Here is a 23,880-nt window from a genome sequence, read left to right as displayed (position 1 = left end):
GGGAGGCGAATTCTACAGCGTTTCAACACGCTGTCAACCTTCTTCTCAACCGCTGCCGATCTGTTCGATCGTAGCCCGTACAGCACCACCCGAACTAGCTAACTCATTGAATCTCAAGGAGTTTCGCGTTCCGATGTCGCTGGAAGTGGGGCGCATTATAAGGGGATTCGAAACCGCGTCAACCTTTAATTTCATATAAATCAAAAGCAAAGCGGGGGGCTGCCGCCCCCCGCTTATCTATAGATGCAATGACCCGCTAGATCACCCCGGCCACCCGCAGTCGCTCCACTTCGGAATCCGGCACACTTAGCAGCGTCTTCAATACGCTCTCCGTATGCTCACCCAGAAGCGGTGGCGCATGCCTGTACTCAACAGGCGTCTGCGACAAGCGAATCGGCGAAGCGACCTGGGGCACTGTCCCCGCCAGCGGGTGCGCCATGGTCACCGCCAGTTCTCGCGCCACTACCTGGGGATCACTAAACACCTGCGCCAGGTCGTTGACGGGCCCGCACGGCACACCTACTGCTTCCAGATCACTCACCCACTGCGCCGTCGTTCTGAACACCGTCACCTGGCGGATCAAAGGCACTAGTTCGCCTCTATTGGCCACACGCGCCTTATTGGTAGCGAACCGCGGATCATCCGCCCACTGAGCATTTCCAGCCACCTCTGCAAACTTGCGAAACTGGCCATCGTTGCCCACGGTGAGAATGAAATCGCCATCGGCCGTGGGAAAGTCCTGATAAGGCACGATATTCGGATGCGCATTGCCCAGTCGCCGCGGCGGCGCGCCCGTTGTCAGGTAATTCATCGCCTGATTGGCCAGGCACGCCACCTGGACATCCAGCAGGGCCATGTCGATGTGCTGACCTTCACCACGCTGCTCCCGATGAGACAGTGCCGCCAGAATCGCCACCGTCGAATACAGCCCGGTAAGAATGTCCGTCAGCGCCACCCCAACCTTCACAGGCCCCGCACCCACCTCACCCTCCGGCAGCCCTGTCAGGCTCATGAGCCCCCCAAGCCCCTGAATCATGAAGTCATAACCCGCACGCTGCGCGTAAGGACCTGTCTGCCCGAACCCGGTGATCGAACAGTAGATGAGCTTCGGATTGACAGCCTTCAGGCTGGGATAATCCAACCCATAGCCCGCCAAGCCACCTACCTTGAAGTTTTCAATGACGATATCGCTCTTGGCAGCCAACTCGCGAATCAGTCGCTGGCCATCGGCCTGGGTAAAGTCGATCGTGATCGAACGCTTGTTGCGGTTGGCCGCCAAATAATAGGCCGCCTCGCCGGTACTGCCACCCTCGCTGTCCTTGAGATAAGGCGGCCCCCACGCCCGCGTGTCATCCCCCTTACCTGGGCGCTCGACCTTGATTACATCGGCACCCAGGTCCGCAAGGATCTGACCAGCCCATGGCCCCGCCAGTACCCGTGACAGATCCAGCACGCGTAGATGCGAAAGCGCTCCCATGACCGCCTCCTTATCAATAGAAAGCCTGGATACCCGTCTGCGCACGCCCCAGTATCAGAGCATGCACGTCATGGGTGCCTTCGTAGGTATTCACCACCTCAAGGTTCACCAGATGACGCGCCACGCCGAATTCGTCCGAGATGCCATTACCGCCCAACATGTCACGCGCCATGCGGGCGATGTCCAGCGCCTTGCCACATGAGTTGCGCTTCATGATCGACGTGATCTCGACAGCAGCCGTGCCCTCATCCTTCATGCGCCCCAAGCGCAAGCAGCCTTGCAGCGCCAAGGTGATCTCGGTCTGCATGTCGGCCAGCTTCTTCTGAATCAGCTGGTTGGCCGCCAGCGGCCTGCCAAACTGCTGCCGGTCCAGGGTGTACTGCCGCGCTGTGTGCCAGCAGGCCTCGGCAGCGCCTAGCGCTCCCCAGGAAATCCCGTAGCGCGCAGAGTTCAGGCAAGTAAAAGGCCCCTTGAGCCCGCGCACCTCAGGGAACATGTTCTCCTCGGGCACAAACACGTTGTCCATCACAATCTCACCCGTCACGGAGGCGCGCAGCCCGACCTTGCCATGAATGGCCGGTGCACTCAGGCCCTCCCAGCCCTTTTCCAAAACGAAACCGCGGATGTCACCTGCATCATCCTTGCCCCATACCACGAACACATCAGCGATAGGACTGTTGGTGATCCACATCTTGCTACCGGTCAAGCGATAGCCGCCCTCGACTTTCCGGGCACGCGTGACCATCGACCCCGGGTCCGACCCATGGTTGGGCTCAGTAAGGCCAAAGCAACCAATCCACTCGCCACTGGCCAGCTTGGGCAAGTACTTCTGCTTCTGTGCTTCGGAGCCAAATTCATTGATCGGCACCATCACCAGCGACGACTGCACGCTCATCATCGAGCGATACCCCGAGTCGATGCGCTCTACCTCGCGAGCAATGAGCCCGTAACACACGTAGTTCAGACCGCTCCCACCGTACTGCTCCGGAATCGTGGCGCCCAGCAGCCCCACTTCACCCATCTCACGAAAGATCGCTGTATCTGTCTTCTCATGACGGAACGCTTCAAGCACACGCGGAGCCAGCTTGTCCTGGGCGAACTGATAGGCACTGTCTCGAACCATGCGCTCCTCTTCAGTGAGCTGTTGATCCAGCAAGAGGGGGTCGATCCAGCTAAAGCTTGCTTTGGCGGCCATGAGTGCATTTCTCCCAGAACGGTGGATGACGTATGCCGTGATCCTAGGCCGGGCAAACGGCGAGGACAAACGACGTTTGTGCACCCAGGAGTGCTATTTTCTCACTCATAAATAAGTGAAAACCCAAAAATCGATCATCCACGAGTGAGGGATAGGCATGCGTCGGAAGATACCCAGCACTACCGCCCTGGTTTGCTTCGAGGCTGCCGCACGCCACGAAAGCTTCACCAAGGCTGCCCAGGAACTGTCGCTGACCCAAGGCGCTGTGTGCAGGCAGATCGGCAGCCTTGAGGGCTTTTTGAACGTCGAGTTGTTCCGCCGCTCACACCGGGGCGTGAAGCTAACCGAGGCAGGGCTGTCCTACAGCCGGCAAGTGGCGGCGCAACTCGATGCGGTAGAGCGCGATACGCTGTCGGTGATGCGTCAGCAGGGCGCCAGCGTGATCGAGCTTGCAGTGGTGCCCACGTTCGGCACTCAATGGTTGCTGCCGCGCTTGATGGATTTCCAGCAGCGCCAACCCGATGTCACGGTCAACCTGACCAATCGCACAAGGCCTTTCCTATTTGCCGATACCAGCTTCGATGCCGCCATCTACTTTGGTGACGGTGATTGGTCAGGCACTCGGTCGCACAGGCTGATGGGTGAAAATCCTGTCCCTGTCTGCAGCCCCGCATTGCTCGGTGGCAGGCAAACCCTCCAGGCTCACGACATTGCACAACTCTCCCTGCTGCAGCAAAGCACCCGGCCCTATGCGTGGCGCCAGTGGTTCAGTAGCGTCGGCATTTCTGTAGCAACCGACATGACCGGCCCCCGCCTTGAGCTTTTTTCAATGCTCGCACAAGCGGCCATGCACGCAATGGGGGTCGCGCTCATTCCACCCTTTCTGATTCAACGCGAGCTCGGCGAGGGTAGGTTGGTGGTCGCTAACAGGCATGTTCTACGTAGCGACAGGGCCTACTATCTGATGATTCCGGAGCGCAGGGTCGAATCGACCACGCTGGATGCATTTCGTGAATGGCTAGTGGCGCAGGCGGCGAACTTCGCGGACACCAAAGAAAGCTGACCTCGTAGTCAATTATAATTTACACCTACAGATATAATTATATGTCGCATTTAAATAACCATATTGCAATGCTTCTGACGGTGATAAAGTGCTCCCGCGTTCTTTAATCAGGACTCTTTTTGCGACATTCGCCTGCCTACACACGAAAAATTCAGATTTTCCGCTGAAAATCGTCCTAAGCTGGCGAATAAAGATGCTTGAGCGCTTGTGACAGATTAGCTGCGACATCTGGTCACATGGTGACTTGTAGTTATTGTTTGGTTTCGCTCCAAATTCTATTGAAGCCCGTTCGGTTCGTCTGCAAAATGCTGTGCCTGCCCAGGATTGGGCGGTAAGGCCCTTAGCCGCTCCGGCGCACCCTACGAAGTGCGCTGGCCTCAAAAATATAAAAAAGGTCATCGCAGGAGAAATAGTCGTGCACATTGGTGTTCCGCTCGAGACGCAGGCCGGCGAGACAAGGGTCGCCGCGACGCCTGAAACCATCAAGAAACTGATAAGTCAGGGTCATCAGGTTACGGTCCAGCAAGGCGCTGGGATCAATGCCAGCATTCCGGACAGCGCCTATGAAGCTGTCGGTGCCCGCCTAGGCTCGGCGGCTGAAGCCTATGGCGCGCAGTTGGTGCTCAAGGTAGTCGCGCCAACCGATGATGAACTGGCGCTGATGAGCAGCGGCAGCCTTCTGGTCGGCATGCTCAACCCGTTCGACAACGACGTTATCGCCAAAATGGCCGCGCGCGGCCTCACGGCTTTTGCGCTGGAGGCCGCGCCCCGAACTTCCCGGGCACAAAGCCTGGACGTGCTTTCGTCCCAAGCCAACATCGCCGGCTACAAGGCTGTATTGCTGGCCGCGCATCATTATCCGCGCTTCATGCCGATGCTGATGACAGCCGCCGGCACGGTGAAGGCCGCGCGCGTCTTGATCCTGGGGGCAGGGGTGGCGGGGCTTCAAGCCATTGCGACGGCCAAGCGTCTTGGCGCCGTCATCGAGGCATCGGACGTGCGCCCTGCGGTGAAGGAGCAGATCGAATCGCTCGGTGCCAAGTTCATCGATGTACCGTACGAGACCGATGAGGAGCGCGAATGCGCCCAAGGCGTCGGCGGCTACGCCAGGCCCATGCCGGCAAGCTGGATGCAGCGCCAGGCTCAGGCCGTACACGAGCGCGCTCGGCAAGCAGACATCGTCATTACCACCGCACTGATCCCGGGCCGCAAGGCGCCTACCCTGTTGAGCGCCGACACGGTTGCCCAGATGAAACCAGGTTCGGTGGTCATCGACCTGGCAGCGGCCCAAGGCGGCAACTGTCCATTGACCGTGGCCGACGAGGTCGTGCATGCCCATGGTGTCACCATCGTGGGCCCAACGAACCTGCCAGCCCTGGTCGCAGCGGACGCTTCGGCCCTTTACGCACGCAACCTGCTGGACTTCACGAAACTGCTGTTCGACAAGGACGGCGCCCTTACCATCAACCTCGAAGACGACATTGTCGCGGCCTGCCTGATGTGCCGCGACGGTCAAATCGTCCGCAAGAACGGCTGAGGAGCACGACAAATGGAAGACATGCTGATTTCCCATGGCATTTATAACCTCATCATTTTCGTGCTGGCCATTTATGTGGGTTATCACGTGGTCTGGAACGTTACACCGGCCTTGCACACCCCGCTGATGGCAGTCACCAACGCAATATCGGCCATCGTTATCGTGGGTGCCATGCTCGCCGCTGCGCTGACGGTCACACCTGCCGGAAAGGTGATGGGCACGCTCGCCGTGGCCCTGGCTGCAGTCAACGTGTTTGGCGGGTTCCTGGTCACCCGCCGCATGCTTGAAATGTTCAAGAAAAAGGTCAAGAACGAGGGGCAGAAGTAAGCATGAGCATGAATCTGGTAACGCTTCTGTATCTGGTCGCTTCGGTGTGTTTCATCCAGGCGCTCAAGGGCCTGTCCCATCCCACTACATCCCGGCGCGGCAACCTGTTCGGCATGATCGGCATGGGTATCGCGATCCTCACCACGGTCGGCCTCATCTATAAGCTCGGCGCTGAGCTGGCCACGGCCGGTATCGGCTATGTGATCGTCGGGTTGTTGGTGGGCGGCACCGCGGGCTCAGTGATGGCCAAACGGGTCGAGATGACCAAGATGCCTGAGCTGGTCGCCTTCATGCACAGCATGATCGGCCTTGCTGCGGTATTCATCGCCATTGCCGCGGTGCTCGAGCCCCAGTCGATGGGCATCGTCGCCGCCATCAGCGATTCGATCCCTACGGGCAACCGCCTGGAGCTGTTCCTGGGGGCAGCCATTGGTGCCATTACTTTCTCGGGCTCGGTGATCGCCTTCGGCAAGCTGTCGGGCAAATACAAGTTCCGCCTGTTCCAGGGTGCGCCGGTACAGTTTGCCGGTCAGCACAAGCTCAACCTCATTCTCGGCCTGACTACCATTGCGCTGGGGCTGCTGTTCACCTTCACCGGCCACTACAGCGCCTTCACCCTCATGCTGGTTCTGGCGTTCATCATGGGCGTGCTGATCATCATCCCGATCGGCGGGGCGGACATGCCGGTAGTGGTGTCGATGCTCAACAGCTACTCGGGCTGGGCGGCGGCAGGGATCGGCTTCTCGCTGAACAACTCCATGTTGATCATCGCCGGTTCGCTGGTAGGCTCGTCCGGGGCGATTCTGTCCTACATCATGTGCAAGGCCATGAACCGCTCGTTCTTCAATGTCATCCTGGGCGGCTTTGGTGGTGATGCCGAAGCTGGCGCTGCCCAAGGGTCCACGGAGCAGCGCCCGGTGAAATCCGGTTCGGCCGACGATGCGACCTTCCTGCTCAGCAACGCCGACAGCGTGATCATCGTTCCCGGCTATGGCCTGGCCGTAGCCCGCGCCCAGCACGCACTCAAGGAACTGACCGAGAAGCTCACGCACAACGGCGTCACCGTCAAATACGCCATTCACCCGGTGGCAGGACGCATGCCCGGGCACATGAACGTGCTGTTGGCAGAAGCCGAAGTACCCTACGATCAAGTGTTCGAGATGGAAGACATCAATGCCGAGTTCGGCCAGGCCGACGTAGTCCTGGTATTGGGCGCAAACGACGTGGTCAACCCGGCCGCCAAGAATGACCCCAAGTCACCCATTGCCGGCATGCCGATTCTCGAAGCCTTCAAAGCCAAGACCATCATCGTCAACAAGCGCTCCATGGCCAGCGGCTACGCCGGCCTGGACAACGAGCTGTTCTACCTCGACAAGACCATGATGGTATTCGGCGATGCCAAGAAGGTCATCGAAGACATGGTCAAGGCCGTGGAGTGAGGCAGGTTCGGTTCTGACCCTATGAACGAGAAGCCTTGGTCGGTAACGGCCAGGGCTTTTTCATTTATTGATCCGGATCAACGACCATGTAGCGGCGAGGGTAATACGACCATGGTCGCGGGACGGCACCGGTCTAAATCACTAGACTGCGCTGCAGTAGCTTAGTAGCCCGAGATAACAATCCATGTACCGTGATCGCATCCGCTTGTCCTCCCTGCATAGCAAGGTAATGAGTGCGGCCGACGCCGCTGGCCTGATCGAGGACGGCATGACCGTCGGCATGAGCGGCTTCACCCGCGCCGGTGAAGCCAAGGCCGTCCCCCACGCGCTGGCCGAACGCGCCAAGCAGTCGCCACTGCAAATCAGCCTGATGACCGGCGCGAGCCTTGGCAACGACCTGGACAAACAGCTGACCGAAGCCGGTGTACTGGCCCGCCGCATGCCATTCCAGGTGGACAGTACGCTGCGCAAGGCCATCAACGATGGCAAGGTCATGTTCATCGACCAGCACCTGTCGGAGACCGTCGAGCAACTGCGCAACCAGCAACTGAAGCTGCCCGACATTGCCGTGATCGAAGCGGTGGCCATCACCGAGCAGGGGCATATTGTGCCGACCACCTCGGTTGGCAACTCGGCAAGCTTTGCGATCTTTGCCAAGAAAGTGATCGTCGAGATCAATTTGTCGCACAATCCGAATCTGGAAGGGCTGCACGACATCTATATACCTACATATCGTCCTACTCGTACGCCCATCCCATTGGTTAAGGTAGACGACCGCATCGGCAGTACCGCCATTGCCATCGACCCTGCCAAGATCGTGGGCATCGTCATCAGTGACCAGCCCGATTCGCCCTCGACGGTGCTGCCACCCGATGACGAAACCCAAGGCATTGCCGACCACCTGATCAGCTTCCTGAAGAAAGAGGTGGAAGCAGGGCGCATGACCAACCGGTTGGGCCCCTTGCAGGCGGGGATCGGCAGCATTGCCAACGCCGTGATGTGCGGGCTCATCGACTCGCCGTTCGAAGACCTGACCATGTACTCCGAGGTGCTGCAGGACTCCACCTTCGACTTGATCGATGCGGGCAAGCTGCGCTTCGCCTCCGGCAGCTCCATCACCCTGTCCAGTCGCCGCAACGCCGACGTGTTCGGCAACCTGGAAAAGTACAAGGACAAGCTGGTGCTGCGCCCGCAGGAAATCTCCAACCACCCCGAAGTGGTTCGGCGCCTTGGCATCATTGGTATCAACACTGCCCTGGAATTCGACCTCTATGGCAACGTCAACTCCACGCATGTCTGCGGCACCCGAATGATGAACGGCATTGGGGGTTCCGGCGACTTCGCCCGTAATGCACACCTGGCCGTATTCGTGACCAAGTCGATTGCCAAGGGCGGCGCCATCTCGAGTGTGGTCCCTATGGTCAGCCATGTGGACCATACCGAGCATGACGTGGACATTCTGGTCACCGAGCAAGGTCTGGCCGACTTGCGCGGCCTGGCTCCTCGGGAACGTGCCAGGGCGATCATCGACAACTGCGTGCACCCTGACTATCGCGCGGCCTTGAACGACTACTTCGAGCGCGCTTGCCTGCGGGGCGGGCACACGCCGCACATCTTGCGTGAAGCGCTGGCATGGCATGAAAACCTCGAAGAAACAGGTCGCATGCTTGCCCTGTAACACGCTCTGAAGTACGCACAAACCTCAAAGGGTCGCTTAGCGACCCTTTTTTGCGTGCTCAACGAAACAGATACCAGCAAGACTCTATATAACTGTACTACTGTACTGGTTTTTACACTCAAGCCTGTCAACGAGCCAGGCAAATTGTATAAACTTGCACCATATTTGTGCGCACCAGTACAGTTAAGTCACTTTCGAGTGCAACAGTAGCGTTACACAGTTAACTGGCTTGCCGTCTTTACCTGCAACTGTATCTACTGTTATGGACAAGAGGGGAGGATCATTGGCATCAGTTAAATCACTATCTAATGCCGCCATAAGCGGAAGGATGATCATCATGGAACGTACCCTCAGTTCCGGTCTGGTTTTTGAAAGCACCGCCAAGCAATCCAACGCTTCGTTCCCCCTGCGCGTAGCTTCCACTCTGCTGCTTTGGCAGCGTCGTATGGCCAGCCGTCGTCAACTGGCTCGCCTGGATGCACGCCTGCTGGCAGACGCCGGTATCAGCGAATCGCAGCGCTACGAAGAGTTGAGCAAGCCTTTCTGGCGCTAATCGCCTGGGCCAGCCTGACTGGCAGCGTTAATCTCAAAAACCCGTCGCAGGGCCCTGCGACGGGTTTTTTGCTTCTGCTTTAAAGAAAATTCGCACGAACGGTACAGTTCCTTCAATTTATTTATAAGGCATAACAGTTGAGCGGCGCTCTATCATTAACATCTTGATACAGCACAGCGTGATACGCTTCGCTTAACTGTCTGGTAGAACCGACTGTCATACCCTAGGCAAGGGCCGTTGCCCACGTTCCCAGCTGGATTTCCTTACACCAGGAGCTAACGTTTATGACCCGTAATTACCTCATTGGCGCTGCGCTGATGCTTGGCCTGGCTGGTACAGCCAGTGCCAGCAGTTTCGTCGTCACCACCGACACCGTGGTACGAGGCGTCGCTGCCTCTACCAACGCCACCTCCGATGCGTCTTCATCTTTGCGCGACAACAAAATCGTGCAAGCAGCCCGCGACGACGCCGCCAGCTTCGTCGCCAGCCAGGGCAGCATCCGAGGCGCCAAACTCGAAAGCGCGCTGGTTCACATCCGTGCCCAGGCACCTGCCTTGCACGCCAGCGACGAGCAGCTGGCTCAAGCCATCCTGGCTCTCTGAGTCAGCAGGCCGCCCCCAGCTGATCGCTCATGCGTTTTCTGCTATTACCCCTGCTCTGGATCGCAGGCATAGCCACGGCTCACGCGCTGGACACCACTACCCAAGACCTGGTGATCTCGGGTTACGTCACGACCCAGGTCACCACTGCACCTTTTGATCGCAAGCTCATAAGCGCAGCGCGCGACGATGCGGCAGTGTTCGTTGCCACCGACGGTCGTGTGCGCGGCGCACGGCTTGAGGCAGCCCTTGAAGCCATTCGCGTGCATAAACCCGCGCGCTCTGCCAGCGACCTGGAACTGGCGCGAGCAATCCTCGTCGAATGAGTATCCTTTTCCTCCCAGTATTTTCGGAGATGCTCCATGCGTAAACCGCTGATTGCCGCTACTCTCGGCATGTTTCTGCTGGCCGACCTGGCCCAGGCCCAGACCTTGGTGGCCACCAGCAACATCATCGTGCGCGCCTTTGGCCGTTCGATCGACTTCACGTCAGATACCACGACATCCATTCGCGATTCCAAAGTGGTACGTGAAGCTCACGACGATGCAGCCAGCTTCGTAGCCAGTAACGGCGATATCCGTGGCGCGCAACTGGAAGCGGCGTTCACGACGTTGCGCGAGCGTGTACCGCAGGCACGCGATGCCAGTGATCAGGTATTGGCCGAAGCTATTCTCGCGCTGTGAAGTTACTGCGTGCCGGGTGGTTCGGCGGCCTTCTGACACTGCTTGGCACGCCCGCGCTCGCAGACTTGCACCTTGACCTGCAAACCGCCGACCTGACCCCGCAGCAGGTCAGCGCCAGCCAGGCGCTGCTCGACCAAGCGATGGCTAGCCTGCCACCCTCGTTCAAACAGCGGCTTGATCGCACCGTCAGCGTCAGTTGGAGCGACCAGATGCCGCCTGACGCCTACGGCCAGGCATCACTGGTATCCAGCTTGATGCTCAATCGGCGCCTGCTGCCAAGCCTTTCCGACGGCACCGCGACCACCGAGCTGACGCATCGGCCCCATGGCACTGTGCGCAACGAACTGTTGGCGACCGTGGTGCACGAGCTCACTCATATCTACGACCGCGCCCGGTTATGGCCGGGGCAACAGCATGCCGTGCTCACTCGATGCAACCGCCTGCAAGGCACTGTCGGGAACATCGGCCTGCCCGGAGAGTGTCGCGGCCAGGCGGGGCGACGGTTCACGCTCAGCGATGACCCACGTCTGTTGGACCTCGCCGGCTGGCCCCAGTACGTAGGCCGGCGCGGCGAACGCGAACAGCATAACGGCCAGTTCGTGCGCAGCCCCGACCGCTACGAGCTGAGCAGCCCGAAGGAATACGTCGCGGTCAATATGGAGTACTTCCTTCTCGACCCTAGCTATGGCTGTCGCCGCCCCGCGCTCAATCGGTACCTGACACAACATTTTGGCTGGAGCCCACCCCAGGACGCCTGCGCCAAGGGCCTGCCGTTCATCAATGCCGGTAGCGACTTCGCGCGCCAACCCCTGGGTGAAGTCGACCCCGAGCGGGTGTACGAGGTGGATTACCTGCTGGCCGAGGCCAACCAGAACCTGGTCAGCCGCTGGGGGCACAGCATGCTGCGCTTGGTCATCTGCAAACCCGGCCGGCCACGAGGCCCGGACTGCCGCCTGGATCTCGATCAAAGCCTGGTGCTCTCGTACCGCGCTTTCGTCAACGACGTCCAGTTGTCCAGTTGGGATGGGCTGGTCGGCGTCTACCCCTCGCGGTTGTTCGTGCTGCCGCTGGGGCAGGTGATCGATGAATACACCAAGACCGAACTGCGCAGCCTGGCCTCGGTGCCGCTCAAGCTCAATCGAGAGGAGATCGAGAACCTGGTCCGCCAGGCCGCCGAGATGCACTGGAGCTACGACGGCAACTACTGGTTCCTGTCCAATAACTGCGCGGTGGAATCGCTGAAGCTGCTGCGCAGCGGTACCGCCAACCCAAAACTCAACGACCTCGACAGCATCATGCCCAATGGCCTGCTGGCCGTGCTCGACGGGCGTGGGCTGGCTGACACCAGCGTGCTGGACGATCCGCGAGAGGCACTGCGCCTGGGCTACCGCTTCGACTCGTACCGCGACCGTTATCAGGCCATGTTCGACGTCCTGAAGAAGCAGCTGCCGGTGAAGCAGACCAAGGTGGAGGATTGGTTGGCCCTGGACGCCGAACAACGCAAGCCCTGGTTCGACCAGGCTGACCTGCGCACCAGTGCAGCCTTGCTGCTTCTGGAACAGGCGGGCCTGCGACGGCAACTGCTATTGGCCCAGGACGAGGTCAAGCAACGCTACCTCAATGCCGCAGCGCTCAAGGATGGCAGCGTCGACAAGGCCGATGCCACCCTCAAGCAGATGCTCGCCAACAGCGGTTTCCTGAGCCGCCCGGCTGAACTGCTCGATACCACCGGCTACGGGCTGCCGCAGCAAGCAGAGCGGGTTCACCTGGAAAAGGTCAGCAGCGAACGCCAGGCGCAGCTGCTGCGCTTGAGTACCAACCTGGACAAGGAGGTGAGGGCGCTACTGGAGCCTTCCCGTGCGAGCCAGATAGCGGCAGTCGAAGCCAACGTGAAGCACATTGGAGAGCATCTTCGCGCATTGCACAAGGCAGCGGGTGGGCTGCAGCTGTAGCGGCCACCACAGCCCACTCACGCGCCTTCCCTACCTTTTGTCACCCTTGTTCGAGCGAAAGCTGGCTGAAAGCTTGCGCGCATAGGATAGCCCCATTGCCGGCACAGACCGGTCAGCCAGGGCGAGGTACGTGCCCCGCCCGGCGCATCCAACAACAACAATGGTGATACCGATGCCTTTCCGTGCCCGACTTCTCTCAGTCTTGTTCGACCCACTCCACGCACAGCGTCCTGCACGCTGACCCGCCCGAACCGTCTTCTTTTTCGTCGCGCCTCGCCTGGAGTATTGCCATGCTGACCTTCCTCGGCTTCGCCATGGTCGTCACGTTCATGTACCTGATCATGACCAAGCGCCTGTCGGCCTTGATCGCGCTGATCCTTGTGCCCATTCTGTTCGCCATCTTCGGCGGTTTCGCCAGCAAGATCGGCCCCATGATGCTCGAGGGCATCAGCAAGCTGGCGCCCACCGGCGTCATGCTGATGTTCGCCATTCTCTACTTTGCCCTGATGATCGACTCCGGCCTTTTCGACCCTGCGGTGCGAAAGATCCTCAAGCTGGTCAAGGGCGACCCGCTCAAAGTGTCGGTAGGTACCGCCGTGCTGGCCCTGGTGGTATCGCTGGACGGTGACGGCGCCACCACCTACATGATCTGCTGTGCGGCCATGCTGCCCATGTACAGCCGCCTGGGCATGAGCCCGCGCATCATGGCGGGGCTCATCATTCTTGCCGGCGGGGTCATGAACATGACGCCATGGGGCGGGCCCACAGCGCGGGCGGCCAGCGCCTTGCACGTGGACCCTTCCGATATCTTCGTGCCCATGATCCCAGCGATGCTGTTCGGCGTAGTGGCAATTCTGGCCATTGCCTACCTGTACGGCAAACGCGAACGTGCCCGCTTGGGCGAGCTGCACCTGCCAACCGACGATGTCGATCACAGCGACATCAGCGTCTCGCAATATCCAGAGGCACGCCGGCCTAAGCTGCTGTACTTCAATGGCGCACTGACCGCTGCATTGATGGCAGCCCTCATCGCCGGCCTGCTGCCGCTGCCAGTGCTGTTCATGATCGCCTTCAGCATCGCCATGATCGTCAACTACCCATGCCTGCAACAACAGAAAGACCGTATTGCAGCCCACGCCGGCAGCGTGCTGGCGGTCACCGGTCTGATCTTCGCCGCAGGCATCTTCACCGGCATCCTATCAGGCACCGGCATGGTCGATGCCATGTCCAAAAGCCTGCTGGCCGTCATTCCCGAAGCCCTGGGCCCGTACCTGGCGGTGATCACGGCGATCGTGAGCATGCCCTTTACCTTCTTCATGTCCAACGACGCCTTCTACTACGGTGTCCTGCCGGTGCTGGCCGAAGCGGCAAGCCACTATGGCATCAGCCCGGTCGAAATGGCCCGTGCATCCATCGTCGGGCAGCCGGTACACCTGCTGAGCCCGCTGGTACCCTCGACTTACCTGCTGGTCGCCCTGGCCGGCATCGAATTCGGGGATCACCAACGCTTCACGCTCAAGTGGGCAGTGCTGGTGTGCCTGTGCATAATGTTCGCCGCGCTGATGATGGGCATTTTCCCGCTGTTCAGCAGTCTCTGATAACAGACCTCTCTCCACCGCAATGCGCCTCGATGCAGGCGCATTGCCTATACCGCTCAAAGGAAAACACATGGAATGGCTGACCAGCCCGGAAATCTGGGTTGCCTTTTTCACCCTGACCGCGCTTGAAATCGTTCTGGGCATCGACAACATCATCATGATCTCGATCCTGGTCAGCCGCATGCCCAAGCACATGCAGCCGCGTACCCGGATCTTCGGCCTGGCCCTGGCCATGGTGACCCGCATCATGCTGCTGCTGTCCATCACCTGGGTAATGCGCCTGACGGACGATCTGTTCGTGGTCCTGGGGCAGGGCATATCCGGACGTGACCTGATCCTGTTCTTTGGCGGCCTGTTCCTGCTCTGGAAAAGCTCGCAGGAGATCTACCATGGCCTGGAAGGCGAAGAAGAAAACGCCGATGAACCCAAGGGCTCTGGCGGCAAGTTCCTTTACACCATCATCCAGATCGCGATCATCGACATTGTTTTCTCGCTCGATTCGGTGATTACCGCTGTCGGGATGGTGTCGCACGTGCCGGTGATGATCGCCGCAATCATCGTCGCCGTGCTGGTCATGATGGCGTGCGCCGGCACCATTGCCGACTTCATCGACAAGCACCCTTCGTTGAAGATGCTCGCGTTGTCGTTCCTGATCGTGGTAGGTACCGTGCTGATCGCCGAAGCATTCGATGTGCATGTCCCTAAAGGCTACGTTTACTTCGCCATGGCCTTCTCCCTGGCGGTCGAAGCCATCAATATCCGCATGCGTACGTCGTTGGCACGCAAAGCCGGCAAGGAACACGAGGCCGTGAAACTGCGCAAGGATGTGCCGGGTCAATAACCACGCGTGTCACGAAATATAGGGCCCTGCGGGGCCCTTTGCGCATCCCGCAGCCCTGGCCGCGGATGTTTCAAAATCATGACAGCCATGCGAAGCTGGCGGCAGCGGCATATTAGAACTAAAGCTTGAACAGGCCTGTGCAAATAGCACTGCGCCCACGTCTTTTCGACTGGCCAGCTTGGCCGGTGCAATCAGGGGGCTCTCGTCATGCTGACCCTACTCAACCTGCTTTCGGCAGTCACATTGCTGGTGTGGGGCACGCACATCGTGCGAACCGGCATTTTGCGGGTATTCGGTTCGGACCTGCGACGCATCATCGGCCAGAACATGGACAAACGTCCGCTGGCCTTCATCGCGGGCATTCTCGTCACTGCAATGGTGCAGAGCAGCAACGCAACCGCAATGCTGGTCACCTCATTCGTGGGCCAGGGCCTTATGGCCATGACCCCGGCGCTGGCCATCATGTTAGGGGCTGACGTGGGCACCGCGCTCATGGCCCGTGTACTGACCTTCGACTTGTCCTGGCTTTCGCCCCTGCTGATTTTCCTGGGGGTGATCTTCTTCCTTTCACGCAAGCAGACCCGTGCTGGCCAACTTGGCCGCGTCGGCATCGGCCTGGGCCTGATCATCCTGGCGCTGGAACTGATCGTCCAGGCAGCTGCCCCCATCACCCATGCCCAGGGCGTAAAGGTGCTTTTCGCCTCCCTGACCGGCGACATTCTGCTCGATGCCCTGGTCGGTGCATTGTTCGCCATGGTGTCGTATTCGAGCCTGGCCGCCGTCCTGCTCACCGCCACACTGGCAGGGGCCGAGGTGATCAGCCTGCCCGTGGCCATAGGCCTGGTGGTCGGCGCCAATATTGGTAGCGGCCTGCTGGCGTTCATCAGCACCAGCATGCAGAACGCTGCTGGCCGCCGCGTGGCGCTGGGCAGCCTGCTGTACAAGCTGATCGGCCTGCTGTTGATCATCCCTGTGCTCCACCCGCTGGTGGACTGGATGGACACACTGAGTTTCAGCCCGCAGGAGCTGGTCATCGGCTTCCACTTGCTCTACAACACTGCCCGTTGCCTGATCATGCTACCTACGGTCAAGCCCATGGGACGGCTGTGCAACAGCCTGTTGCCAGAGCGCGAGCGCGACAACGGGCAGATACGCCCGCGCCATCTCGACGCCTCGGCCTTGGAAACGCCCAGTCTGGCGCTGGCCAATGCTGCCCGGGAGACGTTGCGCCTGGGGGATATCGTCGACAACTTGCTCGAAGCCATGCTTGGCGCACTGCGCGGCACCCAGGCTGCACTGCCTCAGCAGGTGCGTGCACTTGGGGAGGATGCCGAGGGCCTGTACAGCGCCATCAAGTTATACCTGGCGCAGATGACCCGCGAGGATCTCAGCGAACACGACAACCGTCGCTGGGCTGAGATCATCGAGCTGGCGATCAACCTCAAGCTGGCCTGCGACCTGATCGAGCGCATGTTGCGCAAAGTCCAGCAGCAGAAGACCAGCCAACGACGCGCCTTTTCCCAAATGGGGCTGGAAGAACTGACCGGGTTGCAAGAGCAATTGCTGGCCAATCTGCGCCTTGGCCTCTCGGTATTCCTCAGCGCCGACCCGGAAAGCGCGCGTCTGCTGCTGCGCGAGAAGCGTCGTTTTCGCGCCCAGGAGCGGCGCCTGGCCCATGCCCATGTCAGCCGCCTGCAGCGCAAAGTGGTACAGAGCATCGAGACCAGCTCCATCCACCTGGAGCTCATCGCCGACATGAAGCGGTTGAACTCTTTGTTCTGCAGCAGTGCCTATGTGGTACTGGGCGGCTCGGACACGGGCGGGCTGATGCTCGACAGCGTGCCGGACGAAGCCCCTCTGCCGTGATGTCGCCGACCTGAGGACCCCCGCTCGCCCATGCGTTGCCTGATGTTCATCTGCCTGCTGATGTTTAGCCTCTGCTCCTTTGCCCTGGACCGCGCTCGCGTGGGGGGCTACCTGCTGCCCAACGGCCTGCAGGTCATCCTCAAGGACGGCTACGAACGCGACCATGTGTCTATTCGCCTGGTCGTGGGCGTGGGCCTGGACGACTTCGGCTGTGACCAGAAAGAACTGCCGCACCTGTTGGAGCACTTGCTGTTCAGTGGGGTGGACGACACGGGCGAAGGAGGCCTCGAAGAGCGCCTGCAGGCACTGGGTGGCGAATGGAATGCGTTCACGGGCAATGCCGACACCACGTTTGTGATCGAAGCGCCCGCACGCAATCAGCGCAAGGTACTCGACCTGTTGCTGTCGATCATTCGCGACACCCAGATCGACGCCAAGGCCCTGGCGACTGCCAAGCGCATCATTGAGCGTGAGGACGGTGGCCACTACGGGCATCTACAGCGCTGGCTGGACCGGCAAGACATCGGTCACCCCGCCGGGCAGCAATTGGCAACGGAATTGGGCTTGAAATGCCCCGAGCGTTCCAATCTCGACGACATGACCCTCGAACAGGTCCAGGGCCTGCGCGAGCGTTGGTACGCGGCCAACAACATGACACTGATCATGGTGGGAGGGCTGGACCGCCTGTTGCCCGCCTACCTGGAAAGAACCTTCGGCGAACTCCCGGCCACCGAGCCGGAAGACCGCCGCGACCTGGAATCGATCAGCCAAGAAGCCAAGCAACGGCGCGACCTGATGCACGGCTGGCTGGGCGACACGGCCAAACTCCACTGGCTGTTCATCGAGCCGGTGCTGGACAACGACCACCAGGCCACCCTGGATCTGCTCTCCCGTTACCTGGACTGGGCAGTATATGACCAGCTGCGCCTGCGCAATGGCCTGTCCTATGGGCCCTCGGTCCAGCGCGAGAGCTTCGGTGATACCGGCCTGCTCAGCCTCAACGCCGACCTTGAGCGCGATGATATAGGAAGGGCGATCGAGGTCATGCGGCGCTTGTTCGATCACTTGCGCGAGCAGGGCCTGGACCCGGACACCTTTGCCCGCATCAAGCAAGCGAGCATCGCCAAGGAAAGTTGGGCAACCCAGGGCAACAGTGCCCTTGCCGATTACTACTGGGGCGCACTGAACGACTACACCGACGGCCGCTTCGCCAGCCCTGTGCGTCAGTTGCAGCGCGTGACCCTGGAGCAAGCCAACCAGGCGCTCGAGCAATTGCTCGCCCATGAAGGCTACATTCGTATCGAAAAACCGCTGCTCGGGTACGACGAGCTCTACGGCCTGTCGTTCCTGCTGGCAGGGGTGCTGCTCGCCGCATGCCTTCTGCGCTGGCGTCGACAGGCCCCTGACAAGCCAGGCGGTGCTACTCGGCACATGTGAAACGGCGGTATCCTTTCAATGCCCGCGTCGTGCATGCAAGGGCCGCCTCCTAGCCACTCCCAAGCATTGCAGCCCCATGCCCCCAATACCTAAGATCGCCCAGCGCATCATCGAACTGCTCAAACGCTATCCGGGCGTCATTGCCTTGGGTGGTTTTCTATCAGGTGTAGGCAGTTTCATCCTGGTCGACCGGCAGGCGGGCCTCGCCAGCTGGATCGCCGTCCTGCTGCTGGTCAGCTGGATCTGGCTGATGCTCGAAAGCACGCTCACCCGCCTGTTCACGCGTACCTTCAAGCGTGAAATACCCCAGCCGCTGTTGCGCTATGCCACGCAGATGATCCATCAGGAGTCCCTGTTCTTCGTACTGCCGTTTTTCTTCATCACCACCACCTGGAACAGCGGCCAGTCGATCTTTACAGGCTTGCTGGGCGCCGCCGGACTGGTCTCGATCATCGACCCGTTGTACTACCGCTGGCTCGCGCCGCGGCGCTGGCTGTTCATGGCGCTTCACACCCTGACCCTGTTCGCCGCCTTGCTGACCGCCCTGCCGATCATCCTTCACCTCACCACCGCGCAAAGCTTCAAGCTGGCCCTGATCATCGCCATGGCCTTGTCCTTCCCGAGCCTGGTCAGCAGTTTTCCGGTCAGCAACTGGCGACGCGGTGTCGCCCTGGTGGTAATCACGCTGGCCGTCGGTGGCGGGGGTTGGTTGTTGCGCTCCTGGGTGCCGCCGGCCACCTTGTGGATGACCGAAGTCGCCGTGAGCACCGAGGTCATTAACCGTGAGCCGGGAGATTCACTGGATAAAATCGCTGCCAGCCGTATTCGCAGCAGCGGCCTTTACGCCTACACCGCCATCAACGCGCCGCGCGGCCTGAATGAGCGGATCTACCATGTATGGCAGAAAGACGGGCAGGAAGTGGACCGTATCGCCCTAGACATTCACGGTGGGCGCAAGGAAGGCTATCGAGCCTGGACCCACAAGCAGAACTTCCCGCCCAACCCGGTAGGGCGTTGGCAGGTGAGGGTACTGACTGAGGATGGCCAGGTGATCGGTGTACTGCGCTTCAAGGTAGTCGAGGATGCCGCCGCTTCATGAGCGGCGCATCGTGTACCGCCAGAAACGCCAGTCAGCCGAAGAACCAGTAGCAAACGCAGATCGCTGCCACCACACCGGAAAACTCGGCCAACAGTGCACACCCCACGGCATGGCGCACCCGTTGAATGCCCACGGCGCCGAAGTACACGGCCAGGACGTAGAACGTGGTTTCGGTACTGCCCTGAATGGTCGCTGCGACCAAGGCAGGGAAGCTGTCAACACCCTGGGCCTGCATGGTCTCGATCAGCATTGCCCGTGCAGCACTGCCGGAAAACGGCTTGACCAGGGCAGTTGGCAGCCCTTCGACAAAGCGCGTATCCAGGCCCATCCAGTTCACCGCATGGCGGATACCGTCCAACGCCACCTCAAGCGCCCCGGATGCGCGCAGTACACCGACCGCCACCAGCATCGCCACCAAGTAGGGCAGCAGGCTTTTGGCAACGTCGAAGCCCTCCTTCGCCCCTTCGACGAATGCTTCGTAGACCTGGACCCGCTTGAGCGCGCCGATGATCAAAAAGACGATGATCACCCCGAACAGCGTGAGGTTGCCCAGGATCGAGGACAAGCTGGCCAGCGCGGCTGCCGACAGCGTGCCGAGAAAGGCCATGAAGCCCCCCAGCAGCAACGCGCCGGGTACCAGGTACGCCAGCACCACAGGGTCCCATAGCCGTAAACGCTGCATCACCGCGACCGACAGCAGCCCGACCAGCGTCGACACACTGGTGGCCAGCAGGATAGGCAGGAACACCATGGTTGGGTCGGGCGCGCCTTGCTGGGCGCGGTACATGAACACGGTTACAGGGAGCAGGGTCAAGGAAGACGCGTTGAGCACCAGGAACAGGATCTGCGCGTTGCTGGCCGTGGTGCTGCTGGGGTTGAGCGTCTGCAGGGCACGCATGGCCTTCAGGCCGATAGGGGTAGCAGCATTGTCCAGGCCCAGGCCATTGGCCGCAAAGTTCATGGTGATCAGCCCCAGCGCAGGGTGCCCAGGCGGCACTTCGGGCATCAGCCGTGCGAACAAGGGGCCCAGTACCTTGGCCAGCCACTCGACGATACCCGCCTGCTCGGCGATCTTCAGAAAGCCCAGCCATAGGGTCAGGGTGCCGAACAGCAATACCATGACCTCGACCGACAGCTTCGCCATGGCGAAGATGCTTTCGACCATGGCCGCGAAGATGCCGGCGTTGCCACCCACCAGCCATTGAGCCATGGCAGATATGGCCGCTACCAGGAAAAAGCCGAGCCATAAGCCGTTGAGCATCCACGTACCTCCCCGAAAATGCCCGAATCATAACGTATCGAACACTGCCCTGGCTGCGGCTCGCCGTGAGTATGGATGCCACAGACGACAAAAAGCCCCGACGGGTCGGGGCTTTGGGTCCAACAGGTTTGGCCTCAGCGTTTGGCTGCTTCACCCACCATGGCAGTTTCAGGCTTCTCGGCGATCAGCGAAGCGTAGTACAGCTCGCCCTTGGCCGCGTCGTACATGCCTTCCCAGCGGGAGATGACCAGCGCCGCCAGGGCATTGCCGATCACGTTGAGCGCCGTGCGCGCCATGTCCATGATGCGGTCGACACCGGCAATGAACGCCAGGCCTTCCAGTGGGATACCCACGCTACCCAGGGTGGCCAGCAGCACCACGAACGAAACGCCTGGTACCCCGGCGATGCCTTTGGAGGTCACCATCAAGGTCAGCACCAGCAGCAACTGCTGGCTCCACGACAGGTCGATACCGTAGAGCTGGGCGATGAAGATGGCCGCGATGCTCTGGTACAGGGTGGAGCCGTCGAGGTTGAACGAGTAGCCGGTGGGTACCACGAACGAGCAGATCGATTTGGGCGCGCCGTACTTCTCCATCTTTTCGATAACCCGTGGCAGGACGGTTTCCGAGCTTGAGGTGGAGTAGGCCAGGATCAGCTCATCTTTCATGATGCGCATGATCTTGATCACCGAGAAACCGAACAGGCGCGCTACCAGCCCTAACACCATGAAGGCGAAGAAGGCGATGGCGAAATACACCAGCAGCACCAGCTTGGCCAGTGGCAGCAACGAGCTGAAGCCAAAGTTGGCAACGGTCACCGCGATCAGCGCGAACACACCGATCGGCGCGTACTTCATGATCATGTGGGTGACTTTAAACATGGTCTCCGATACGGCCTGGAAGGTGCGTACCAGAGGATCGCGCAGCTCGGCTTGCAGGCTCGAAAGGCCAAGGCCGAACATGACCGAGAAGAAGATGATCGGCAACATTTCACCGCGCATCAGCGCCGCGAAGATATTCGACGGGATCAGATTGAGCAGGGTCTCGATGAAGGCATGCTCATGCTGCACCTCGGCGGCGGTCGCCTGGTACTTGGAGATGTCCACAGTACCGAGGGTGCTCATGTCGATACCCGCGCCCGGATGGAACAGGTTGGCAAGCACCAGGCCCACAACAATAGCGATGGTCGTGACGACCTCGAAGTAGAGAATGGTCTTCAGGCCAATACTGCCAAGCTTCTTGGCATCGCCAACCCCTGCGATACCCACGATCAGCGACGAGATCACGATCGGGACCACGATCATCTTGATCAGGCGAATGAAGATATCACCAGCAGGCTGAAGGACGTTGCTGATCCACCAGGCCTTTTCTGCACTGAAGTGGTTCAGGAGCGCGCCGATTGCAACGCCCAGTACCAGACCTATGACGATCTGCCAGGCGAGGCTCAGTTTTGCCTTCTTCATGTCTTTACCCTTTGTTGTAGTGGTCATGTCGACTAACGGCTACCGGACAGCAGATAGACACAAGCCCGGCGTGAATTTGCCGATTAGCGACGTGTTGTAAGGACAGCGCAGACGAGCGCAGGGCTCGGTCGGCGAAAAAGGCCGCAACTATTGCGATGGGAAGAAGGGAAATCTAATGCCGGAAACGCATACCCCATACCGATTGAGCATGGCAAGGTGGGGGTATCTAGAAGGAAATAGGCGTCCTGCGGAGCGCTGTTCGGAATCCCGAACAAGACATAAACGCCATGTAACGGCTGAAATAGTCGCAGGGGAAAGTAAAAGAAACTTGGTTGTTCGACAATCCGAATGCTTCAAACGCAGCTGATATAGATAGCACAGCTCACGAAAAAAAAGACGCGCGGTTGAGACAAAATGTGTCCCCAGATGGATTTCGTGCATCGTGCACTGCCATCTGGATGGCTCCTCGGAAGCCAGGTCCACCCTGAAGATCGTTCAGGGCTCTACTGACCTGGAACTTCCGATTCTGCCTTGCCTGACCCGGCCCAACAGGTGGAGGCACTCCCTGTACCCCTAGGCCACTCCGATCCTGTAGCGATCAAAACAGCCCGGCCCCTTGGTCATGTGCTGCTCCTCCTCGGAGCGGCGCATCATAGAAGGCTGCAAGCCTACGGCCGTTCAGCTTCTATTTCATGACAGTGCCAAACCTGAACCACACCGGTCTTGCGACTCAGTACCAGTTCGGGTCCCGCTTGAGTTGCTCCTGGAGCATGGCTTTCATGCCATCGTCCGGTTTGCCAAGCCACCGATACTGCGCATGGCGGGTAGGCGACTTGTCGCTGGGCAGGCCTTCCGGTACCTCCACCAGCATCCCGTAGGCGTCATCCTTGTCCCAGCTGAATGCGACGATCAAACGCTTGTAAGTGCATTTGTCCGCGGCTTCGCAGAGCGGGCCTACGAGGTATTTATCACCGTCTTCCGTGACCGCCGACATCTGCTGAGGCGAACTTCCCGTCAGGTTCAACACCCAATCGGGCAGGCGTTCCTCGCCTTTTACGGCGTCCTGCCAGGATTCCCGGTACTCGGCGTCGCTACCCAGCAATTGATCGACGCGTAGCTGGCCATCATTGGCCGCCAGCGCGGCTGCAGTGGCGCTCATCATCAGAACGCCAGCTACGGCATTGCGTAACAGCCTGCTCATCTGCGACCGCGTCCAAAGAAGAACGAAGCAACGAAAAGAACCAGGAAGACGATGAACAGGATCTTGGCGATACCCGTTGCAGCGCCAGCGATACCACCAAAGCCCAGAACTGCAGCGACGATGGCGATGATGAGGAAAGTGATAGCCCAGCTCAGCATGGTGATTCTCCTTTGTTTTCAAAAGCAGGGTGATCAGAACACCCAACGGTCCTGTGGTACGACATGTTCAACGGTTGCAGGGGACTCGGCCTTGCCCTTCGATGGCAGCGGCTCGGCTGCTTGCACGAGGTTACTGGCGCGGGTGTTCTGGATCTGCGACAGCAGGGCGGTTTGCGCCGCCACTTGGTCGGCCAGGCGGGCGGTTTGCACACTGTAGTAGAACAGCCCTGCTGCCAAAGTCAGCATGACCGCAATGCCAAGCGACATGACCTGACGCAGTGGCAGGGCGGTAACGTGCAAACGATTGACAGATGGGCGGTTCATACCGGCTTCTCCTGCTGTGATTTTTGTCCAGACTTGAACAAGTAATTGCAGCCTGCGTGCCAGCTTTCAAATTAGAAAATATCCTTATTTTTCAACGAGTTAAAAGATTGAACCATTAGGACCTACCAC

Annotated in this window: 22 protein-coding genes; 15 read left to right on the top strand and 7 right to left on the bottom strand. The window is 59.8% G+C overall.

What is annotated here, in order from left to right:
* Positions 1-256 precede the first annotated feature (256 nt).
* Positions 257-1,477: a CaiB/BaiF CoA-transferase family protein gene (locus FS777_RS05555; protein WP_145254268.1), complete on the bottom strand. Its 1,221-nt coding sequence runs from the start codon at positions 1,475-1,477 to the stop codon at positions 257-259.
* Positions 1,478-1,490: 13 nt separating this feature from the next.
* Positions 1,491-2,672, bottom strand: coding sequence for an acyl-CoA dehydrogenase (locus FS777_RS05550; RefSeq protein WP_058603709.1), 1,182 nt, complete (start codon positions 2,670-2,672; stop codon positions 1,491-1,493).
* Positions 2,673-2,829: 157 nt separating this feature from the next.
* On the opposite strand from FS777_RS05550, the gene FS777_RS05545 reads away from it, so the two are divergent.
* The 15 genes from FS777_RS05545 to FS777_RS05475 all read left to right on the top strand — a co-directional run bounded on the left by FS777_RS05545 (position 2,830) and on the right by FS777_RS05475 (position 19,344).
* A complete protein-coding gene (locus FS777_RS05545; protein WP_145254265.1) occupies positions 2,830-3,735 on the top strand; it encodes a LysR family transcriptional regulator in 906 nt (301 codons plus the stop codon).
* Between the two features lie 415 nt (positions 3,736-4,150).
* A complete protein-coding gene (locus tag FS777_RS05540) occupies positions 4,151-5,272 on the top strand; it encodes a Re/Si-specific NAD(P)(+) transhydrogenase subunit alpha (protein WP_145254262.1) in 1,122 nt (373 codons plus the stop codon).
* A gap of 12 nt (positions 5,273-5,284) precedes the next feature.
* A complete protein-coding gene (locus tag FS777_RS05535) occupies positions 5,285-5,599 on the top strand; it encodes an NAD(P) transhydrogenase subunit alpha (RefSeq protein WP_145254259.1) in 315 nt (104 codons plus the stop codon).
* Positions 5,600-5,601: 2 nt separating this feature from the next.
* A complete protein-coding gene (locus tag FS777_RS05530; RefSeq protein ID WP_078477793.1) occupies positions 5,602-7,038 on the top strand; it encodes an NAD(P)(+) transhydrogenase (Re/Si-specific) subunit beta in 1,437 nt (478 codons plus the stop codon).
* A 184-nt stretch (positions 7,039-7,222) separates the two neighbouring features.
* A complete protein-coding gene (locus tag FS777_RS05525) occupies positions 7,223-8,716 on the top strand; it encodes an acetyl-CoA hydrolase/transferase family protein (RefSeq protein ID WP_058603706.1) in 1,494 nt (497 codons plus the stop codon).
* Positions 8,717-9,053: 337 nt separating this feature from the next.
* Positions 9,054-9,269, top strand: coding sequence for a DUF1127 domain-containing protein (locus tag FS777_RS05520; protein ID WP_027913215.1), 216 nt, complete (start codon positions 9,054-9,056; stop codon positions 9,267-9,269).
* Between the two features lie 284 nt (positions 9,270-9,553).
* The gene (locus FS777_RS05515) at positions 9,554-9,871 is read left to right on the top strand and encodes a DUF2388 domain-containing protein (RefSeq protein WP_058638695.1); all 318 of its coding nucleotides are present in this window, start codon (positions 9,554-9,556) and stop codon (positions 9,869-9,871) included.
* Between the two features lie 29 nt (positions 9,872-9,900).
* On the top strand, positions 9,901-10,194 hold the full coding sequence (locus tag FS777_RS05510) for a DUF2388 domain-containing protein (RefSeq protein ID WP_145254256.1): 294 nt from the start codon (positions 9,901-9,903) through the stop codon (positions 10,192-10,194).
* Between the two features lie 36 nt (positions 10,195-10,230).
* Positions 10,231-10,551, top strand: coding sequence for a DUF2388 domain-containing protein (locus FS777_RS05505; RefSeq protein ID WP_058603703.1), 321 nt, complete (start codon positions 10,231-10,233; stop codon positions 10,549-10,551).
* Positions 10,548-12,503 (top strand): DUF4105 domain-containing protein, encoded by a 1,956-nt coding sequence (locus FS777_RS05500; RefSeq protein ID WP_058638697.1) that lies wholly within the window; start codon positions 10,548-10,550, stop codon positions 12,501-12,503. The genes FS777_RS05505 and FS777_RS05500 overlap by 4 nt, the downstream gene beginning before the upstream one ends.
* A 290-nt stretch (positions 12,504-12,793) precedes the next feature.
* Positions 12,794-14,101 carry a CitMHS family transporter gene (locus FS777_RS05495; protein WP_058638698.1) on the top strand — a complete coding sequence of 436 codons (1,308 nt, stop codon included), beginning with the start codon at positions 12,794-12,796 and terminating at the stop codon, positions 14,099-14,101.
* 70 nt (positions 14,102-14,171) lie between these two features.
* A complete protein-coding gene (locus FS777_RS05490; protein ID WP_027913220.1) occupies positions 14,172-14,942 on the top strand; it encodes a TerC family protein in 771 nt (256 codons plus the stop codon).
* A 207-nt stretch (positions 14,943-15,149) separates the two neighbouring features.
* A complete protein-coding gene (locus FS777_RS05485; RefSeq protein WP_058638700.1) occupies positions 15,150-16,808 on the top strand; it encodes a Na/Pi cotransporter family protein in 1,659 nt (552 codons plus the stop codon).
* 30 nt (positions 16,809-16,838) lie between these two features.
* Positions 16,839-18,245, top strand: a complete 1,407-nt coding sequence (locus FS777_RS05480) for a pitrilysin family protein (RefSeq protein ID WP_145254253.1) — start codon at positions 16,839-16,841, stop codon at positions 18,243-18,245.
* Positions 18,246-18,321: 76 nt separating this feature from the next.
* A complete protein-coding gene (locus FS777_RS05475) occupies positions 18,322-19,344 on the top strand; it encodes a DUF5924 family protein (RefSeq protein WP_145254250.1) in 1,023 nt (340 codons plus the stop codon).
* A gap of 31 nt (positions 19,345-19,375) precedes the next feature.
* Here FS777_RS05475 and FS777_RS05470 read toward each other — a convergent pair whose 3' ends face one another.
* From FS777_RS05470 to FS777_RS05450, 5 genes are all read right to left on the bottom strand, one after another.
* Complete coding sequence (locus FS777_RS05470; protein ID WP_023532681.1) at positions 19,376-20,605, bottom strand: nucleoside recognition domain-containing protein; 1,230 nt, start codon at positions 20,603-20,605, stop codon at positions 19,376-19,378.
* Between the two features lie 134 nt (positions 20,606-20,739).
* Positions 20,740-22,068 carry a glutamate/aspartate:proton symporter GltP gene (gene gltP, locus FS777_RS05465; RefSeq protein ID WP_058603696.1) on the bottom strand — a complete coding sequence of 443 codons (1,329 nt, stop codon included), beginning with the start codon at positions 22,066-22,068 and terminating at the stop codon, positions 20,740-20,742.
* A 730-nt stretch (positions 22,069-22,798) separates the two neighbouring features.
* Positions 22,799-23,269, bottom strand: a complete 471-nt coding sequence (locus tag FS777_RS05460; protein ID WP_058638704.1) for an inhibitor of vertebrate lysozyme family protein — start codon at positions 23,267-23,269, stop codon at positions 22,799-22,801.
* Complete coding sequence (locus tag FS777_RS05455) at positions 23,266-23,427, bottom strand: DUF1328 domain-containing protein (RefSeq protein WP_023532363.1); 162 nt, start codon at positions 23,425-23,427, stop codon at positions 23,266-23,268. The genes FS777_RS05460 and FS777_RS05455 overlap by 4 nt, the downstream gene beginning before the upstream one ends.
* A gap of 33 nt (positions 23,428-23,460) precedes the next feature.
* Complete coding sequence (locus tag FS777_RS05450) at positions 23,461-23,751, bottom strand: hypothetical protein (RefSeq protein ID WP_145254247.1); 291 nt, start codon at positions 23,749-23,751, stop codon at positions 23,461-23,463.
* Positions 23,752-23,880 lie beyond the last annotated feature (129 nt).

It is taken from the genome of Pseudomonas sp. DE0157, from assembly GCF_007678615.1.
GTDB lineage: Bacteria > Pseudomonadota > Gammaproteobacteria > Pseudomonadales > Pseudomonadaceae > Aquipseudomonas > Aquipseudomonas parafulva_B.
The sequence above is the reverse complement of the archived record's forward strand: the minus strand, read 5'-3'. Positions and strand labels throughout refer to the sequence as shown.

What these genes read in the sequence shown, in the direction of transcription:
- FS777_RS05555 (WP_145254268.1), bottom strand. Translation starts at nt 1,477, where the DNA reads ATGGGAGCGCTTTCGCATCTACGCGTGCTGGATCTGTCACGGGTACTG.
- FS777_RS05550 (WP_058603709.1), bottom strand. Translation starts at nt 2,672, where the DNA reads ATGGCCGCCAAAGCAAGCTTTAGCTGGATCGACCCCCTCTTGCTGGAT.
- FS777_RS05545 (WP_145254265.1), top strand. Translation starts at nt 2,830, where the DNA reads ATGCGTCGGAAGATACCCAGCACTACCGCCCTGGTTTGCTTCGAGGCT.
- FS777_RS05535 (WP_145254259.1), top strand. Translation starts at nt 5,285, where the DNA reads ATGGAAGACATGCTGATTTCCCATGGCATTTATAACCTCATCATTTTC.
- FS777_RS05530 (WP_078477793.1), top strand. Translation starts at nt 5,602, where the DNA reads ATGAGCATGAATCTGGTAACGCTTCTGTATCTGGTCGCTTCGGTGTGT.
- FS777_RS05525 (WP_058603706.1), top strand. Translation starts at nt 7,223, where the DNA reads ATGTACCGTGATCGCATCCGCTTGTCCTCCCTGCATAGCAAGGTAATG.
- FS777_RS05520 (WP_027913215.1), top strand. Translation starts at nt 9,054, where the DNA reads ATGGAACGTACCCTCAGTTCCGGTCTGGTTTTTGAAAGCACCGCCAAG.
- FS777_RS05515 (WP_058638695.1), top strand. Translation starts at nt 9,554, where the DNA reads ATGACCCGTAATTACCTCATTGGCGCTGCGCTGATGCTTGGCCTGGCT.
- FS777_RS05510 (WP_145254256.1), top strand. Translation starts at nt 9,901, where the DNA reads ATGCGTTTTCTGCTATTACCCCTGCTCTGGATCGCAGGCATAGCCACG.
- FS777_RS05505 (WP_058603703.1), top strand. Translation starts at nt 10,231, where the DNA reads ATGCGTAAACCGCTGATTGCCGCTACTCTCGGCATGTTTCTGCTGGCC.
- FS777_RS05495 (WP_058638698.1), top strand. Translation starts at nt 12,794, where the DNA reads ATGCTGACCTTCCTCGGCTTCGCCATGGTCGTCACGTTCATGTACCTG.
- FS777_RS05490 (WP_027913220.1), top strand. Translation starts at nt 14,172, where the DNA reads ATGGAATGGCTGACCAGCCCGGAAATCTGGGTTGCCTTTTTCACCCTG.
- FS777_RS05485 (WP_058638700.1), top strand. Translation starts at nt 15,150, where the DNA reads ATGCTGACCCTACTCAACCTGCTTTCGGCAGTCACATTGCTGGTGTGG.
- FS777_RS05480 (WP_145254253.1), top strand. Translation starts at nt 16,839, where the DNA reads ATGCGTTGCCTGATGTTCATCTGCCTGCTGATGTTTAGCCTCTGCTCC.
- FS777_RS05475 (WP_145254250.1), top strand. Translation starts at nt 18,322, where the DNA reads ATGCCCCCAATACCTAAGATCGCCCAGCGCATCATCGAACTGCTCAAA.
- FS777_RS05470 (WP_023532681.1), bottom strand. Translation starts at nt 20,605, where the DNA reads ATGCTCAACGGCTTATGGCTCGGCTTTTTCCTGGTAGCGGCCATATCT.
- gltP (WP_058603696.1), bottom strand. Translation starts at nt 22,068, where the DNA reads ATGAAGAAGGCAAAACTGAGCCTCGCCTGGCAGATCGTCATAGGTCTG.
- FS777_RS05460 (WP_058638704.1), bottom strand. Translation starts at nt 23,269, where the DNA reads ATGAGCAGGCTGTTACGCAATGCCGTAGCTGGCGTTCTGATGATGAGC.
- FS777_RS05455 (WP_023532363.1), bottom strand. Translation starts at nt 23,427, where the DNA reads ATGCTGAGCTGGGCTATCACTTTCCTCATCATCGCCATCGTCGCTGCA.
- FS777_RS05450 (WP_145254247.1), bottom strand. Translation starts at nt 23,751, where the DNA reads ATGAACCGCCCATCTGTCAATCGTTTGCACGTTACCGCCCTGCCACTG.